Raw genomic sequence first — 14,205 nt, forward strand, 5'->3', positions numbered from 1 at the left:
TCAGCGTGGGCCCTCACGTGACGTGAGGTGCAAGGAGGAGGCCGGGCAACAGACTTCTCGGGGTGTTATGTCCTGTATGTCCGCCTAAAGTGACGCCGTGAGCAATGAAGCCGTCGCCGCGCCTCCCCCGGCCGCCCCGCCCGCCGTCTCCGCTCGCACCCTGCTGCCCCTCGTCGCGCCCGCGCTCGTGGTGGGTGTCGGAAGCAGTCTGCTGTTCCTCGTGGTGAGCGGGCTCGCCGAGAAGCTCCAGGACGTGCTCTGGACGGACCTGCCCGACGCGCTCGGCATCGGCCGGTACAGCTCGCTGTGGATGATCGTGCTGCTCACGGCCACGGGTGTGCTGGTCGGGCTCGTGGTGTGGAAGGCGCCCGGGCATGCCGGGCCCGATCCGGCGACGCTCGGCCTCGGCGGCGAGGAGCCGCTGCCGCCGTACGTACTGCCCGGCCTGGTCGTCGCGACGGCCCTGATGCTCGCGGGCGGACCCAGCCTCGGCCCGGAGAACCCGATCATCGCCACCAACGTCGCGCTGGCGTTCTGGCTCGGCCGCAAGGTGGTGCCGAAGGCGCCGGGCGCGCTGTGGGTGTCGCTCGCCTCGGCGGCGACGCTCGGCGCCCTGTTCGGCACCCCGGTCGCCGCGGCGCTCGTCGTCTCCGAGGCACTGGCCGGCAAGCCGATGCCGATCAGGGGGTCGCTCTGGGACAACCTCTTCGCGCCGCTGCTCGCCGCCGCGGCGGGCGCCCTGACGACGACACTGATCGCCTCGCCCTCCTTCGACCTCGGCCTGCCGCACTTCGGTCAGCCCGGCTGGGGCGATCTGCTGGCCGCGGTCGTCGTGTCCTGCACGGCCGCGGCGCTCGGCATGGCCGCCGTCCACGCCTTCCCGTACGTCCACGGCGCTTTCGCGCGGCTGCGGCACCCGATGCTGATGCTGCCGCTCGGCGGGCTCGTGCTCGGCCTGCTGGGGGCGCTCGGCGGGCATCTGACGCTCTTCAAGGGGCTGCACGAGGTGGGTGAGCTGGCCGCCGACCCGGAGGGCTGGTCGGCGGGGCAGTTCGCGGTGATGACCGTGGTGAAGCTGGCCGCGCTGCTGACCGCCGCCGCGTGCGGGTTCCGGGGCGGGCGGATCTTCCCCGCGGTGTTCATCGGCGCCGCGTTCGGGCTGTGCGCGCACGCCCTCGTACCAGGTGTGAACGTGTCGGTCGGCATCGCGGCGGGCGTCCTCGGCATGCTGCTCGCCATCACCCGGCAGGGCTGGGTCAGCCTCTTCACGGCCGCCGTGCTCGTCGCCTCGCCGTCGATCCTCGCCCTGATGTGCATCGCAAGTCTGCCCGCTTGGCTCCTGGTGACGGGACGGCCGCAGATGCAACTGTCGGAGGACGGAAAGCCGTTGCACTGAGCCACTCGTCAGGTCCCGACGTCCACTTCGTCCGCAAGGGAGTCACCGACATGTCGCCACTGCATCAGAGCCCCTCCGGCAAGCGCGATGAGCACCGCCTCGCCGTCAACCCCTTCTACGGGGAGGCCAACCCGACGGCCGGGATGGCGGACGCGCCGCCCAAGCACCACCTGCCGGAGAAGCCGCTCGCGCCCATGACCGCGTACCAGCTCGTCCACGACGAACTGATGCTGGACGGGAATTCGCGCCTGAATCTCGCCACCTTCGTCACGACCTGGATGGAGCCGCAGGCCGGTGTCCTGATGGCGGAGTGCCGGGACAAGAACATGATCGACAAGGACGAGTACCCGCGCACCGCCGAGCTGGAGAAGCGCTGCGTGGCCATGCTCGCCGACCTGTGGAACGCGCCCGATCCGACCGCCACCGTGGGCTGTTCGACGACCGGGTCGAGCGAGGCGTGCATGCTCGCCGGGATGGCGCTCAAGCGCCGCTGGACGCAGAAGAACGCGGACCGCTACCCCTCCCGCGAGGCCCGGCCCAACCTGGTCATGGGCGTGAACGTGCAGGTCTGCTGGGAGAAGTTCTGCAATTTCTGGGAGGTGGAGGCCCGGCTCGTGCCCATGGAGGGCGAGCGGTTCCACCTCGATCCGGCGGCCGCGGCCGAGCTGTGCGACCAGAACACGATCGGTGTCGTCGGGGTCCTCGGCTCCACCTTCGACGGGTCCTACGAGCCGATCGCCGAGCTGTGCCAGGCCCTCGACGCCCTCCAGGAGCGGTCCGGGCTCGACATCCCGGTGCACGTCGACGGGGCGTCGGGCGCGATGGTGGCGCCGTTCCTCGATCCCGACCTCGTCTGGGACTTCCGGCTGCCGCGGGTCGCGTCCATCAACACCTCGGGCCACAAGTACGGCCTCGTCTATCCGGGCGTCGGCTGGGCCCTGTGGCGCACGGCGGACGCGCTCCCCGAGGAACTCGTCTTCCGGGTCAACTACCTGGGCGGCGACATGCCGACGTTCGCGCTCAACTTCTCGCGCCCCGGCGCGCAGGTGGTCGCCCAGTACTACTCGTTCCTGCGCCTGGGCCGCGAGGGCTACCGGGCGGTCCAGCAGGCCACCCGTGACGTGGCCCGCGGCCTCGCCGAACGCATCGAGGCACTCGGCGACTTCCGCCTCATCACGCGCGGCGACGAACTGCCGGTCTTCGCGTTCACGACCGCGCCGGACGTGACGGCGTACGACGTGTTCGACGTGTCGCGGCGGCTGCGGGAGAAGGGCTGGCTGGTCCCGGCCTACACCTTCCCCGCGCACCGGGAGGATCTGGCGGTGCTCCGGGTGGTGTGCCGCAACGGGTTCTCGGCGGACCTGGCGCAACTCCTGATCGAGGACCTGAACAGGCTGCTCCCGGAACTGCGCCGCCAGCCGCACCCGTTCACCCGGGACCGGGGCGCGGCGACCGGGTTCCACCACTAGAACTCCGAGACGTCGGCCCTGGCGCCCGTAGGGGTTGCCATCTGCTGGCAGCGAAAGCTTGTTGAGTGTGCGTAACCATGAGGGAGTGGTGGCGTTATCAGCATATGAACCTGACGGAGTGGGCGCGGGCGCAGGGGGTGAACCCTCATACGGCATATCGTTGGTTTCGTGAGGGCACCTTGCCGGTGCCCGCGCGCCGGGTGGGACCGCGCACGATCCTGGTGAATATCGACGCGCACACCTCACCCTCGGTGACCGGTGGTGTGGGCCTGTACGCCCGCGTCTCCTCCCGCGATCAGGAGGCCGATCTGGAGCGGCAGACGGCTCGCTTGTCGGTGTGGGCCGCGAAGGCCGGGCATGAGGTTGTGCGGATTGAATCCGAGGTTGCCTCGGGCATGAACGGCTGCCGTGCGAAGGCGAAGCGGCTTCTGGCCGACCCGAAGGTGACCACGGTCGTGGTCGAGCACAAGGACCGGCTCGGCCTGGGGGCCCCTCCCAGCGGTAGCTGGGGGAGAACGTCGAACTGGTCGAAGCTGCTCTGTCCGCGACCGGCCGTCGGCTCGTCGTGCTGGATGACGGTGAGGTCGAAGACGGCCTGGTGCGCGACATGGTCGAGGTCCTGACCTCGTTCTGTGCCCGTCTGTACGGGCGGCGCTCGGCGAAGAACCGTGCCGAGAGGGCTCTTGAAGCGGCGGCTGCCGATGGCTGAGCCGAAGAAGAAGCTCCGCACGATCGAGGAGCCGTTCGTCGCGCTCGGCCCGTCCGGGCTGGCGACACGCGACCGCCTCAAGCGCCTCACTACCGAGGACGACAAGGTGATGCGCCTGGTCGGCGAACATCTCGGACACCTCGCTTCCCTGGACCTCAAGGCCCGCTGCACGGACGGACTGGACCACAACAGCGACGCGTGGGCGGCCCGTAAGCAGGGCCTGACGGCCGCCTCGTCGTCCCGCTGGGCGGGGGCGATCACGAAGGCCAATCACGATCAGTGGGCGCTGTCCCGGCGCTGCCAGCTCGCGCATATCCAGTCCCTTGAGGCCGGTGTGCGGATGCTGATGCACCGACTGGCGCAGCCGATCGGGGAGAAGGGCACCAAGCGGGCGCCGGGCGGATACCGCTCGAAGGGCGAGTGGTTCCACAAATCCCGGCGTCTGGCGACCCTGGAACACCGCCTCGATGTCGCCCGCGTGGAGCGTGAGGCTGGTGTCGTGCACGTCGTGCACGTCGTGCGCGGCGGTCGACGTCTGCTGGGCAACCGCAACGACCTTCAGGATGCGCAGCTCAGCGCGGTCGAGTGGCGCCGGCGCTGGGAAGCCGAACGCTGGTTCCTCGCTGCTGACGGCGAGTCCGGCAAGCGGTACGGGAACGAGACGATCCGTGTCACTCCCGATGGCGAGGTCTCCATCAAGCTGCCCGCACCACTGGCCCATCTGGCCAACGGCACGTTCGGCCGGTACGTCCTCTCCTCCAAGGTCCAGTTCCAGCACCGGGGCGCGGAGTGGCGGAGCCGTGTCGAAGCAGGCCGTGCTGTCGCCTACCGCATCCACCTCGATGTGGAGCGCGGGCGCTGGTACATCACCGCCTCGTGGACGAAGCCCGTGGTGAAGACAATCCCGTTGGAGACAGCCCGCGCCCAGGGCATGGTCGGCGTCGATACGAACGCCGATCACTTCGCCGCCTACCGGCTCGACCGCAACGGCAACCCGGTCGGCGACCCGAAGCGGTTCCTCTACGACCTGTCCGGCACCGCCGACCATCGCGACGCGCAGATCCGGCATGCCATCAGCCAGCTTCTGCACTGGGCCAACCGGTGTGGCGTCAAGGCGATCGGTATCGAGAACCTGGACTTCACCGCCGAGAAGACCCGCGAGAAGCACGGCCAAAAGAAGCGGTTCCGGCAGCTCATCTCCGGCATCCCCACCGGCAAACTCAAGGCCCGTCTGGTGTCCATGGCCACCGAGCACGGCCTGTCGATCGTCGCGGTCGACCCGGCGTACACGTCGATGTGGGGCGACCAGCATTGGCGTAAGCCCCTGGCCGGCAAGACTCGCAAGATGTCCCGACACGACGCCGCGAGCGTCGCGATCGGGCGACGCGTCCTCGGGCACCCGATCCGGCGGCGGACGGCACCGCCCCACGACGACCAGAGCGATCGTCGTGGGCATCGGACCGCCCAGGCCGGACCGGGTGCCCGAGGGCGTGAGGGAACCCGCCCTCCCATCACGGAGCGTGCACACGATGCACGTCGCCGGACAGGGGAACAGAGAACGTGGGAACCCAGCGCATCCAACACCGTTCGGGATGCGCGCAGTTCCGGGAGCCGACATCAGATGTCACTCCTGGACACTGTTTAGGAACGGTTCTTCTGCCCCTCCGGAAGCACCCCTACGGAAGCACCCCTACGAACGGCTCGCCCTCGCCCGCGAAGGTGTAGGCGCCGGCCTCGATGCGGCCGATGAGGCCGCGGGTCCAGTCCGCGCCCGTGTCGGCCGAGTGCACCCAGTAGTTCATGATCTCGCCGATGTGGCCGAGCTGTCCGGGGCCGTCCTCGGGCGTGTAGTAGTCGGTGACCGAGCCGCGCCACTCCCCGATGCGGCGCACCCGCTCCTCGAGGAGGGCGACGGCCTCCGCGCGCGGCAGGTCGACCATGAAGCCGAGCGCGGCGGTGAGGAGGTCGGGCCGCTGGTCGTACGCGGTCAACGCCTCACGGAGCAGGGCGAGATACGTCTCGGTGCCCTGCTCCGTGATCTCGTACTCGGTGCGCGGCGGACCGCCGGCCGTGGACGGGGCGATCTCGTGCGCGACCAGCAGTCCCTGCTTCGCCATCTGTTTGAGGGCGTGGTAGATCGAGCCCGGTTTGGCGTTCGACCACTCGTGGGCGCCCCAGTACTCCAGGTCGCCGCGCACTTGGTAGCCGTGTGCGCGGCCGTGCTGGCGCACTGCCCCGAGGACCAGGAGGCGGATCGCTGACATACGGCCAGCGTAGGACCTCGATCGTGGGCGGGTGCAGGGCCTCAGTTCTGGGCGAGCGCGACCAGCTCGAAGGCCGTCTTCCCGTCCAGCGACTCGCGGATGATGTCGGCGTGCCCCGCGTGCCGGGCCGTCTCGCGGATCAGGTGCAGGCCGAGCCAGCGCACCGAGACGGCGGGGCAGCCGAAGAACCACGGGTCGGGCGGCAGCGGGAAGGTGTCGTCCAGGCTGGGGGCCGCGTGGAAGAACTCCTCGGTGCGGCGGGCGACGTCGTCGTAGTAGTCCAGGATCTGCTTGACCGACTCGTCGCCGACCAGGCGGAAGCTGTCGCCCCAGGTCTCGGCGGTGCGCTCGATGTCGGGGGCGATCTGCCGGGCCCGCGCGATCCAGCCCTGCTCGACCTCGGCCACGTGCTTGAGGAGCCCGGCGAGCGAGAGCTCGGAGGCGCTCGGCCGGGACGAGGCCTGCTCGTCGGTCAGGCCGAGCAGGGCCCGGCGCACGCCGCCCCGCTGTTCGGCGACGAAGGCGAGCAGCGCTCCGCGCTCGTCGCCACGGGCTTCGGGGTTCACATGCATGACCATGAGGGCCACCTCTCGTCTTCGGATGCGTCTTCTCGTCATCGCGTCTTCGCCGACTTGCTCCCGACACAGAGAAAGATATGAGCCATGTAGGTCAGATCCTGACCGCTATGGGGAGGCATGGTGGGCGTCTGTCGGGGCAGGCAGTCGGGTGGGCTGTAACCGCGGGACCACCCGGTGTGCACGTGCATCTGCTCATGCATTGGCATATGAACGCAGCTATGCTCCTGAACAGCCGGGAGTGTCGATTCCCCGCTTTCAGAACTGCTTCAGAGGTGCTTTCAGAACTGCTTGCACACCTGCCTCTGGGGCAGTCCACAGCCACAGCACCACCGGGGAGCGAACCGTGTCTCACGTGTACAACGGCATGGCGGCCACGGAACTGTACGGAGTGGTCTGGCAGAAGAGCCGGCACAGCAACTCGCAAGGATCCTGCGTGGAGTTCGCCAAGCTGCCCGGCGGCGAGGTGGCCATGCGCAACTCGAATTTCCCGGACGGGCCGGCTCTCGTCTACACACCCGCCGAGATCGAGGCGCTGCTGCTCGGCGTGAAGGACGGCGAGTTCGACCACCTGATAGCGGGCGCCTGACCGGCGGCGCCGCGACAAGTACCTTCGACGCGCGTAGACATGAAGACCGATTCGGCCTACTTGTCCGTACCGTGAGACGGCCCCGGATTCACTCTCCGAACCCCGGATTCACAATCTGAAGAGGGCCCAGACCACTTTCCCGCTCAGCGTGCCGGCCAGCGGGTGCCAGCCCCAGCTGTCGCTGAACGAGTCGACGAGGAACAGGCCGCGACCGGACTCCGCCACGGTGTCGTCACCGGCCTCACCGGCCACCGGGCTCTCGTTGCTGGGGTCGCGCACCGCGCACACCACGCGCGAGGCCCACCGCATCAGGTGCAGCCGCACGGGCGGGTCCTGGCCGTAGGGGGTGTCCGCGGGGAGCGCGTGCCGCAGGGCGTTCGTGACCAGCTCCGAGACGACCAGACAGATGCCGTCGAAGTGCTCGGGGACATCCCAGTCGGCGATCGTGCGGCGAGTGAACTGCCGTGCGCTGCGCACCGCTTCGTAGCGCGCGGGCAGGGCGCACGAGGCGGCGCCGGAGACGGCCGTGGGGTCGAGTGGCGGCAGGCCCTGCCGTAACGCGTCGAAGGGCTCGAGCATGGTCGATCCGTTCGTCCCCATGCGAGGCACTCCCCAGATTCGCAGTGCGTAGCGAGCGGTGGTGTGGACATCGTTCCGAATGCGTACAGCGGATGCAAGGGCAGATGCACGTGCACGCGCCGGACTTGGCCCGTCCCATACCACTTCTTGCTCATTTCTTCCTACGACTTCTTGCGCAGGTCTTTCGCGATCTTTCCGTTTCTGTAACCGAACGAGTACGGGGTGGTGCGTTTTAGTGGCAGACTTCGGCCCTTGAAGCGAAGGGGAGGCAGTGAAGTGACCGCTGGGGATCCGAGCGGCTCGGTGGTGCGGCGCATTCTGCTGGGCTCACAACTGAGACGTCTGAGGGAATCGCGCGGCATCACCCGGGAGGCCGCCGGCTACTCGATCCGCGCCTCCGAATCCAAGATCAGCCGCTTGGAGTTGGGACGGGTGAGCTTCAAGGCGAGGGACGTCGAGGATCTGCTGACCCTGTACGGGGTGACCGACGAGGCCGAGCGCGGGGCGCTGCTCTCCCTCGTGAAGGCGGCCAACATCGCGGGCTGGTGGCACAGTTACTCCGATGTGCTGCCCGGCTGGTTCCAGACGTACATCGGCCTCGAAGGCGCCGCGTCACTGATCCGCGGATACGAGGCGCAGTTCGTGCACGGCCTCTTCCAGACCGAGGCGTACGCACACGCGGTGGTCGAGCGCGGCATGCGGGACGCGTCGAAGGAGGATGTCGACCGCCGGGTCGCGCTGCGCCTGGAGCGGCAGAAGGTACTGGTCTCGGAGCGGGCCCCGGAGGTCCGCCTCGTCCTGGACGAGGCCGCGCTGCGGCGGGTGCACGGCGGTCCCGTGGTGATGCGCGGCCAGCTGGAGCACCTGGTCGAGATGGCCCAGCTCCCCCATGTGACGTTGCAGGTCATGCCGTTCAGCCACGGCTGGCACGCGGGTGAGTCCGGCACCTTCACCCTGCTGACCTTCCCCGAGTCCGACCTCTCGGACCTCGTCTTCCTCGAACAGCTCACCAGCGCCCTGTACTTGGACAAGCGCGAGGACGTGGCCCAGTACGAGCGGGCGATGGCGCAGCTGCAGCAGGAATGCCCCTCGCCGGACGCGAGCCTGGAGCTGCTGCGCGGCATTGCCGCCGAATTTGCTCGAACAGTGCGGTAGTTGACCGAAGAATCGCTGCGACCGACCGGTAACAACCGTACGATGACGTCACATCAGGTGTCCGGCGCCGCAGCAAGGGATCCCCCCATGACGTCACAGCCGTCCCAGCCGTCTCAGTCGTCCACGTCGTCGGGGCCGTCGCAGCCCTCGCCGGACTACTTCACGGAACTCGACCGTCAGTACATCGACGGCGTGTGGCGACAGGGGCGCGGCTCGTGGGACATCCTCGACTTCAACCCGTACAGCGGTGACAAGCTCGCCTCCATCACCGTCGCCTCCGTCGAGGAGATCGACGAGGCGTACCGGGCGGCCGAGCGGGCGCAGAAGGACTGGGCGAGGACGAACGCGTACACGCGCCGCCTCGTCTTCGAGCGGGCCCTGCGCCTCGTCGAGGAGCGCGAGGACGCGATAGCCGAGGCGATCATCGACGAGCTCGGCGGCACCCGCGTCAAGGCCGGGTTCGAGCTGCACCTCGCCAAGGAGTTCCTGCGGGAGTCGATCCAGCTGGCGCTGCGCCCGCAGGGCCGGGTCATCCCCTCCCCCGTGGACGGCAAGGAGAACCGCGTCTACCGGGTGCCGGTGGGGGTGGTGGGCGTGGTCTCGCCGTTCAACTTCCCGTTCCTGCTGTCGCTCAAGTCGGTCGCCCCGGCCCTGGCGCTCGGCAACGCGGTCGTGCTCAAGCCGCACCAGAACACGCCGGTCGTCGGCGGCTCGCTGGTCGCGAAGCTCTTCGAGGACGCGGGGCTGCCCGCCGGGCTGCTGAACGTCGTCATCACCGACATCGCCGAGATCGGCGACGCCCTGCTGACCCACCCGGTGCCGAAGGTCATCTCCTTCACCGGCTCGGACGCGGTCGGCCAGCACGTCGCGACGGTGTGCGCCTCCCAGTTCAAGCAGGCGGTGCTCGAACTCGGCGGCAACAGCGCGCTGACCGTGCTCGACGACGCCGACATCGACTACGCGGTCGACGCGGCGGTCTTCAGCCGCTACGTCCATCAGGGCCAGGTCTGCATGGCCGCGAACCGGATCCTCGTGGACCGCAAGGTCGAGCGGGAGTTCACGGAGAAGTTCGTGGCGAAGGTCGCGACGCTCAAGGTCGGCGACCCGCGCGACCCGGAGACCGTCATCGGCCCGCTCATCACCTCCGCGCAGGCGGACGCGGTCACCGGCACCGTCGAGCAGGCGGTGGCGGAGGGCGCGACGGTCCTGCTGCGCGGCGGCGTGGACGGCAATCTGGTGGAGCCGGTGGTACTGACGGGGCTGCCCGCCGACTCCCCCGTACTGCGGCAGGAGATCTTCGGGCCGGTCGCGCTCCTCATCCCGTTCGACGGGGACGAGGAGGCGGTACGGATCGCGAACGACACCCCGTACGGGCTGAGCGGGGCCGTGCACACCGGGGACGTCGAGCGGGGCGTGGCGTTCGCCCACCAGATCGACACGGGCATGATCCACGTCAACGACGGCACCGTGCACGACGAGCCCCTCGTCGCCTTCGGCGGGGAGAAGCGCTCGGGCCTCGGCCGCCTCAACGGGGAGGCGACCGTGGAGTCCTTCACGACGCAGAAGTGGATCTCGGTGCAGCACGGGCGGAGCCGGTTCCCGTTCTGACGTCGTGAGCGGTTGTTCTACGAAGTGGCTCCGTAGCGGCGCTCGAAGCGCTCGACGCGGCCCGCGGTGTCCAGGACGCGCTGGTTGCCGGTGTAGAAGGGGTGGCTGACGTTCGAGATCTCGACGTCGACCACGGGGTACGTGTTCCCGTCCTCCCACTCGATCGTCTTCTCGCTCGTCATGGTCGAGCGGGTGAGGAACGCGTGGTTCGCGGCGCGGTCGCGGAAGACGACCGGGGCATAGGCGGGGTGGATGGCGTTGTTCATGGTCAGCGCTCCTCTCGGAAATCGACGTGGCGGCCGGCGACGGGGTCGTACTTGCGCAGGGTCACGCGGTCGGGGTCGTTACGGCGGTTCTTGCGGGTCACGTACGTGTAGCCGGTCCCCGCGGTGGACCTGAGCTTGATCACTGGGCGGAGTTCGTTGCGTGCCATGTAGGCAGTATATGAAAATGGCTCCCATTTTCAATAAGGGGAGAGCCCTGCGGGCGGTGAGATGCGTCACCCCCGTCGGTGCGGGTAACGGCTGGTAACTTCTGCGGCGACAGCAGAGGCATAGGGGGATGGTGTGCGCATCAGGAATCGTGTGGTCGCGGGTGTCGCGGTGGTCGTGGCGGCGCTGGTCGTGACCGGCTGTGGCAGCGGTGACGGTGACAGTGATGGCGGCGGCAGTGGTGGCGGCGAGGGCAAGGCGTCGGCTTCGGCGACGCCTGGTGGCGAGGCTTCGTCCGGCTCGGACGGCTCCGGTTCGGCGGGCTCTGGTTCGGCGGGCTCCGCGAAGGACACCGAGGGCATCTGGAGCGCCACCACCAGCGGACAGGCCGTCGTCCTCGTGGTCGGCGGCGATCAGGCCTCGCTGAGCACGGGTGACGGGCATCTGTGCACCGGCACCGTGACCGGCTCGGGCAAGCCGGCGCTCGACCTCAAGTGCGCGGACGGGAACACCGACCGCACCGCCGGGGCGATCGAGTCCAACGACGGCACGACCATGAAGGTGTCCTGGGGCGCCGGGACGGCCGACACGTTCACGAAGTCGGCGGACGGCAAGCTGCCCTCGGGCCTGCCGACCGGTCTGCCCAGCGGGTTGCCGACGAACTGAGCCGGCTTCAGCCGATCGATGCTTCGACGGGCCGCGCGACTTCAGGGGTCGCGCGGCCCGTCCGTCGTTTCGGCCTTGCTCGGCTTCTCTGTGGTCTCTGTCTTTTGCGCGTTCTCTGTGTTCGCCGGCTTCTCCGGGGTCTCCGTCCTCTCCGGGGTCTCCGCCTTCTCCGTCTTTTCCGTTGGCTTGACGGTCATCGGTGGTACGTCGGTGTCCAGGGCGTCGGAGAGCGCCTCCAGCGTGTCTACGACCATGCCCGCGCCACGCCGTACGACGCGGTCGGGGACGCCCTCGCCGTCCCAGGCGTCGAGTGCCTCGCGGACCGGTTTCCAGTGCGGGACGCGGCGTTCGCGGATGGCGCGGGCCCCGTCGCGGGTCGCGGTGCGCAGGGCGTCGGCCAGGGCGGCCGCGGTGGGGACGGGCGTGGCGCCGCGCTCCGGGAGGTGGGCCTCCATCAGCATCGCGACGCGGCCCAGATGGTGCAGGGCGTGCGCGGCGTCGTCGGCGGCGGCGTTGGACAGGCCCCGGTGCCGCACGGGTTCCGTCCTGGCCCGGTCCGCCGCCTCCTGCCAGGCGATGTGCGCGTCCCGCGCCTTCAGCAGCGCCGAGCGCACGTCCGGGCAGGCCTTGCCCGCCGGGTGGGCGTAATGGTCGACGACCACGGCCGCGTACTCGCCGAGCGCGACGAGCCAGTCGGCCAGGCGGGTGCGCAGCCGCGGGGTCTCCCAGGCCGGGTAGAGCGCGTAGGACAGCATCGCCAGCAGGCCGCCGGCGAGGGTGAGCACGACGCGTTCGGGGACCGTCTGGTTCCAGGCCTGGCCGCCCATGCCGAGCAGGAAGACGACGTACGCGGCGACGCAGGCCTGGGCGGCGAGCTGGCCCGTGCGCATGAGCAGGTACATCAGGCCCGCGCACAGGACGGCGAGGGCGGCGGACACCTCCGTGCCGGGGTGGGCGAGCTGGACGACGGCGGTGGCGAGCGCGACCCCGACGAGGGTGCCGCCGAAGCGGGCGACGGCGCGGGAGTACGTCTGCGAGAAGTCCGGCCGCATGACCATGACGGCGGACATGGGGGCCCAGTAGCCGTGCCCGAGGGGCAGGAAGTCCCCGATGAGGTACCCGGCCAGCGCGACACCGGAGACCCGCGTCGCGTGCCGCAGGACCGGTGAACCGGGCCGGGCCTCCCGCCGGATCGCCCGTACCGCGACGGGGACGAGCTGGAAGAGGGTGGGGCGGCGCAGGGGGCGGCCGGGGTCCCTGACCGGGTCCTGGACTGTGTCTTGTGCCGTGCCTTGTGCCGTGCCTTGTGCCGTGCCTTGTGCCGTGCCTTGTGCTGTGCCTTGTGCTGTGCCTTGTGCCGTGCCTTGTGCTGGGTCCTCGGTCTGGGGTGGGGCCGTCGCCTGTGCGGCCGGGTCCGTCTCCGCGAGCGGGGCCGTCAGGGGGTTGGGTGGTGGTGGACCCGGGTGGATGCGACGGCGGCGGATCAGGTGGGAGCCGGACGTCGGCCGGTGCCGGGTCTTCAGGCGGGGCGGGGTCAGGCGGTGGCGCAGGCCCGGGACGGGGGCGCGCGCGGGCGGTTCCTCCGGCGGGGCCCCGCCCGCCGTCTCCACCACGTCCCGCAGCAGCGGCCCCAGGCGGTTGGCCGCGCGCTGCGCCGGGCCCGACAGGATCGTCCCCGTGTCAGGGGTGCGGAAGGCGGCGATCGCGTCCGGCGGGATGGAGACGGGGATGCCGTGGCGGATGGCGCGGGCCGCCGCGTCCAGGATCGACCCTGCGGCGGCCAGCAGCTCACGGGCCCGGTCGCGCTCCGGCCCCTCGGCGGGAACACCGACCGCCGGGTCCGCGAGGGAGGCGAGTACCGGGCGGATGCGCTCGGCCACACCCCGCGTGCCCTGCAGCTGCGCGGGGCGGGTGCGGGCCTGGCGCGGGGTGAGCGAGGCCGCGTTGCGGGCCAGCATCAGCGGGGCCGGGTCGAACTCGGCGACCGGGTCGTGCCGCAGGCGCCGCGCGTAGTCGGCCTCGGCGGCCAGCGCGTCGGCGAGAGCGTCGCGGTGCGGCCCCCAGCGGCGTACGGGGAGGAGGATCACCAGGGCCGCCTGGACCAGGCCGCCGAAGACCATCGTGGCCGCGTGGCCCGCCGCCTCGCCGACCGACGTCGGCAGGGTGATGGTGACCAGCATCATCGCCACGTTCGACGACGCGATGATGCCGATGGTCGGGCCCGCCGCCCAGGACAGGCCCGCCAGGAACGTCCAGAGGGCGAGCAGCGGCAGGAACAGGAACAGGTGGGAGCCGGTGAGATAGCCGAGGAAGGTGGAGACACCGAGGCTCGCGCCGGAGGCGAGCGCGAGTTCCGGCCGGGGCCGCCAGCTGCGCTGGAACGTGGCGATGGCCGCCTGGAACCCGCCGAACGCCGAGCCCGCCGCGACCACCGGGCCGAACAGGGCCAGGCTGACGGCGATCACGATCGCGAGGCCGACCGTGCCACGCAGGGCGATCAGGGGTTCCAGACGTTTCCGCTCGACGGTCAGGCCCGAGCGGGTGGTGTCCTTCAGCGCCCGGAACCAACTCACTCCGCCAGAATACGGTCATCTTTGGTCAAATTGGCCATCTGGGGGCACCCGGGTAGCGCCTTGCCGCCATGGCGGGCCGGGGTGCATGGGCGGGTGCACGCGCCTTGCCGTCGTGGCGGGCCGAGGTCCGTGGGCGGGTGCGCGCCGTCACACCTTGCTCGCGCAGTTCCCCGCGCCCCTTCAGGGCGCAC

At 70.2% G+C, this 14,205-nt stretch carries 13 protein-coding genes and 1 pseudogene; 8 read left to right on the plus strand and 6 right to left on the minus strand.

Features of this window, described 5'->3' with window-relative positions; all coding sequences use genetic code 11:
- The first annotated feature begins 97 nt into the window (after nt 1-97).
- The 4 genes and pseudogenes from ABD366_RS40895 to ABD366_RS40910 all read left to right on the plus strand — a co-directional run bounded on the left by ABD366_RS40895 (nt 98) and on the right by ABD366_RS40910 (nt 5,219).
- Nucleotides 98-1,396 carry an ion channel protein gene (locus ABD366_RS40895; protein ID WP_324770713.1) on the plus strand — a complete coding sequence of 433 codons (1,299 nt, stop codon included), beginning with the start codon at nt 98-100 and terminating at the stop codon, nt 1,394-1,396.
- A 50-nt stretch (nt 1,397-1,446) separates the two neighbouring features.
- Nucleotides 1,447-2,865, plus strand: coding sequence for a glutamate decarboxylase (gene gad / locus ABD366_RS40900; RefSeq protein WP_324770711.1), 1,419 nt, complete (start codon nt 1,447-1,449; stop codon nt 2,863-2,865).
- A 104-nt stretch (nt 2,866-2,969) separates the two neighbouring features.
- A pseudogene (locus ABD366_RS40905) lies at nt 2,970-3,574 on the plus strand (IS607 family transposase).
- Nucleotides 3,567-5,219, plus strand: coding sequence for a transposase (locus tag ABD366_RS40910; RefSeq protein WP_324770710.1), 1,653 nt, complete (start codon nt 3,567-3,569; stop codon nt 5,217-5,219). The pseudogene ABD366_RS40905 and the gene ABD366_RS40910 overlap by 8 nt, the downstream one beginning before the upstream one ends.
- Before the next feature lie 31 nt (nt 5,220-5,250).
- Here the strand turns inward: ABD366_RS40910 and ABD366_RS40915 are convergent, their stop codons facing one another.
- Both ABD366_RS40915 and ABD366_RS40920 read right to left on the minus strand, forming a co-directional pair.
- Complete coding sequence (locus ABD366_RS40915; RefSeq protein ID WP_324770709.1) at nt 5,251-5,838, minus strand: PadR family transcriptional regulator; 588 nt, start codon at nt 5,836-5,838, stop codon at nt 5,251-5,253.
- 41 nt (nt 5,839-5,879) lie between these two features.
- Nucleotides 5,880-6,416: a DinB family protein gene (locus tag ABD366_RS40920; RefSeq protein ID WP_324770708.1), complete on the minus strand. Its 537-nt coding sequence runs from the start codon at nt 6,414-6,416 to the stop codon at nt 5,880-5,882.
- 343 nt (nt 6,417-6,759) lie between these two features.
- On the opposite strand from ABD366_RS40920, the gene ABD366_RS40925 reads away from it, so the two are divergent.
- The gene (locus ABD366_RS40925; RefSeq protein ID WP_324770707.1) at nt 6,760-7,002 is read left to right on the plus strand and encodes a DUF397 domain-containing protein; all 243 of its coding nucleotides are present in this window, start codon (nt 6,760-6,762) and stop codon (nt 7,000-7,002) included.
- A gap of 108 nt (nt 7,003-7,110) precedes the next feature.
- Here ABD366_RS40925 and ABD366_RS40930 read toward each other — a convergent pair whose 3' ends face one another.
- Complete coding sequence (locus tag ABD366_RS40930; protein ID WP_324770706.1) at nt 7,111-7,602, minus strand: ATP-binding protein; 492 nt, start codon at nt 7,600-7,602, stop codon at nt 7,111-7,113.
- A 255-nt stretch (nt 7,603-7,857) separates the two neighbouring features.
- Between ABD366_RS40930 and ABD366_RS40935 the strand changes: the two genes are divergently transcribed.
- Nucleotides 7,858-8,736 (plus strand): helix-turn-helix domain-containing protein, encoded by an 879-nt coding sequence (locus ABD366_RS40935; RefSeq protein WP_324770705.1) that lies wholly within the window; start codon nt 7,858-7,860, stop codon nt 8,734-8,736.
- An 87-nt stretch (nt 8,737-8,823) separates the two neighbouring features.
- Nucleotides 8,824-10,344, plus strand: a complete 1,521-nt coding sequence (locus tag ABD366_RS40940; protein ID WP_324770704.1) for an aldehyde dehydrogenase family protein — start codon at nt 8,824-8,826, stop codon at nt 10,342-10,344.
- A 17-nt stretch (nt 10,345-10,361) separates the two neighbouring features.
- On the opposite strand, the gene ABD366_RS40945 is transcribed toward ABD366_RS40940, so the two are convergent.
- The gene (locus ABD366_RS40945; protein WP_324770703.1) at nt 10,362-10,610 is read right to left on the minus strand and encodes a type B 50S ribosomal protein L31; all 249 of its coding nucleotides are present in this window, start codon (nt 10,608-10,610) and stop codon (nt 10,362-10,364) included.
- A 2-nt stretch (nt 10,611-10,612) separates the two neighbouring features.
- Nucleotides 10,613-10,777 carry a 50S ribosomal protein L33 gene (gene rpmG, locus ABD366_RS40950; protein ID WP_324770702.1) on the minus strand — a complete coding sequence of 55 codons (165 nt, stop codon included), beginning with the start codon at nt 10,775-10,777 and terminating at the stop codon, nt 10,613-10,615.
- A 133-nt stretch (nt 10,778-10,910) separates the two neighbouring features.
- Between rpmG and ABD366_RS40955 the strand changes: the two genes are divergently transcribed.
- Nucleotides 10,911-11,441, plus strand: a complete 531-nt coding sequence (locus ABD366_RS40955) for a hypothetical protein (RefSeq protein ID WP_324770701.1) — start codon at nt 10,911-10,913, stop codon at nt 11,439-11,441.
- A 41-nt stretch (nt 11,442-11,482) separates the two neighbouring features.
- Here ABD366_RS40955 and ABD366_RS40960 read toward each other — a convergent pair whose 3' ends face one another.
- On the minus strand, nt 11,483-14,014 hold the full coding sequence (locus ABD366_RS40960; protein WP_324770700.1) for an FUSC family protein: 2,532 nt from the start codon (nt 14,012-14,014) through the stop codon (nt 11,483-11,485).
- Nucleotides 14,015-14,205: the final 191 nt, after the last annotated feature.

It is taken from the genome of Streptomyces kunmingensis (assembly GCF_039533535.1).
GTDB classification, from domain to species: Bacteria; Actinomycetota; Actinomycetes; order Streptomycetales; family Streptomycetaceae; genus Streptomyces; species Streptomyces kunmingensis.

Excerpts from the sequence above, each read along its gene's own strand:
- gad (WP_324770711.1), top strand. The coding sequence starts at position 1,447 with ATGTCGCCACTGCATCAGAGCCCCTCCGGCAAGCGCGATGAGCACCGC.
- ABD366_RS40910 (WP_324770710.1), top strand. The coding sequence starts at position 3,567 with ATGGCTGAGCCGAAGAAGAAGCTCCGCACGATCGAGGAGCCGTTCGTC.
- ABD366_RS40915 (WP_324770709.1), bottom strand. The coding sequence starts at position 5,838 with ATGTCAGCGATCCGCCTCCTGGTCCTCGGGGCAGTGCGCCAGCACGGC.
- ABD366_RS40920 (WP_324770708.1), bottom strand. The coding sequence starts at position 6,416 with ATGGTCATGCATGTGAACCCCGAAGCCCGTGGCGACGAGCGCGGAGCG.
- ABD366_RS40930 (WP_324770706.1), bottom strand. The coding sequence starts at position 7,602 with ATGGGGACGAACGGATCGACCATGCTCGAGCCCTTCGACGCGTTACGG.
- ABD366_RS40940 (WP_324770704.1), top strand. The coding sequence starts at position 8,824 with ATGACGTCACAGCCGTCCCAGCCGTCTCAGTCGTCCACGTCGTCGGGG.
- ABD366_RS40945 (WP_324770703.1), bottom strand. The coding sequence starts at position 10,610 with ATGAACAACGCCATCCACCCCGCCTATGCCCCGGTCGTCTTCCGCGAC.
- rpmG (WP_324770702.1), bottom strand. The coding sequence starts at position 10,777 with ATGGCACGCAACGAACTCCGCCCAGTGATCAAGCTCAGGTCCACCGCG.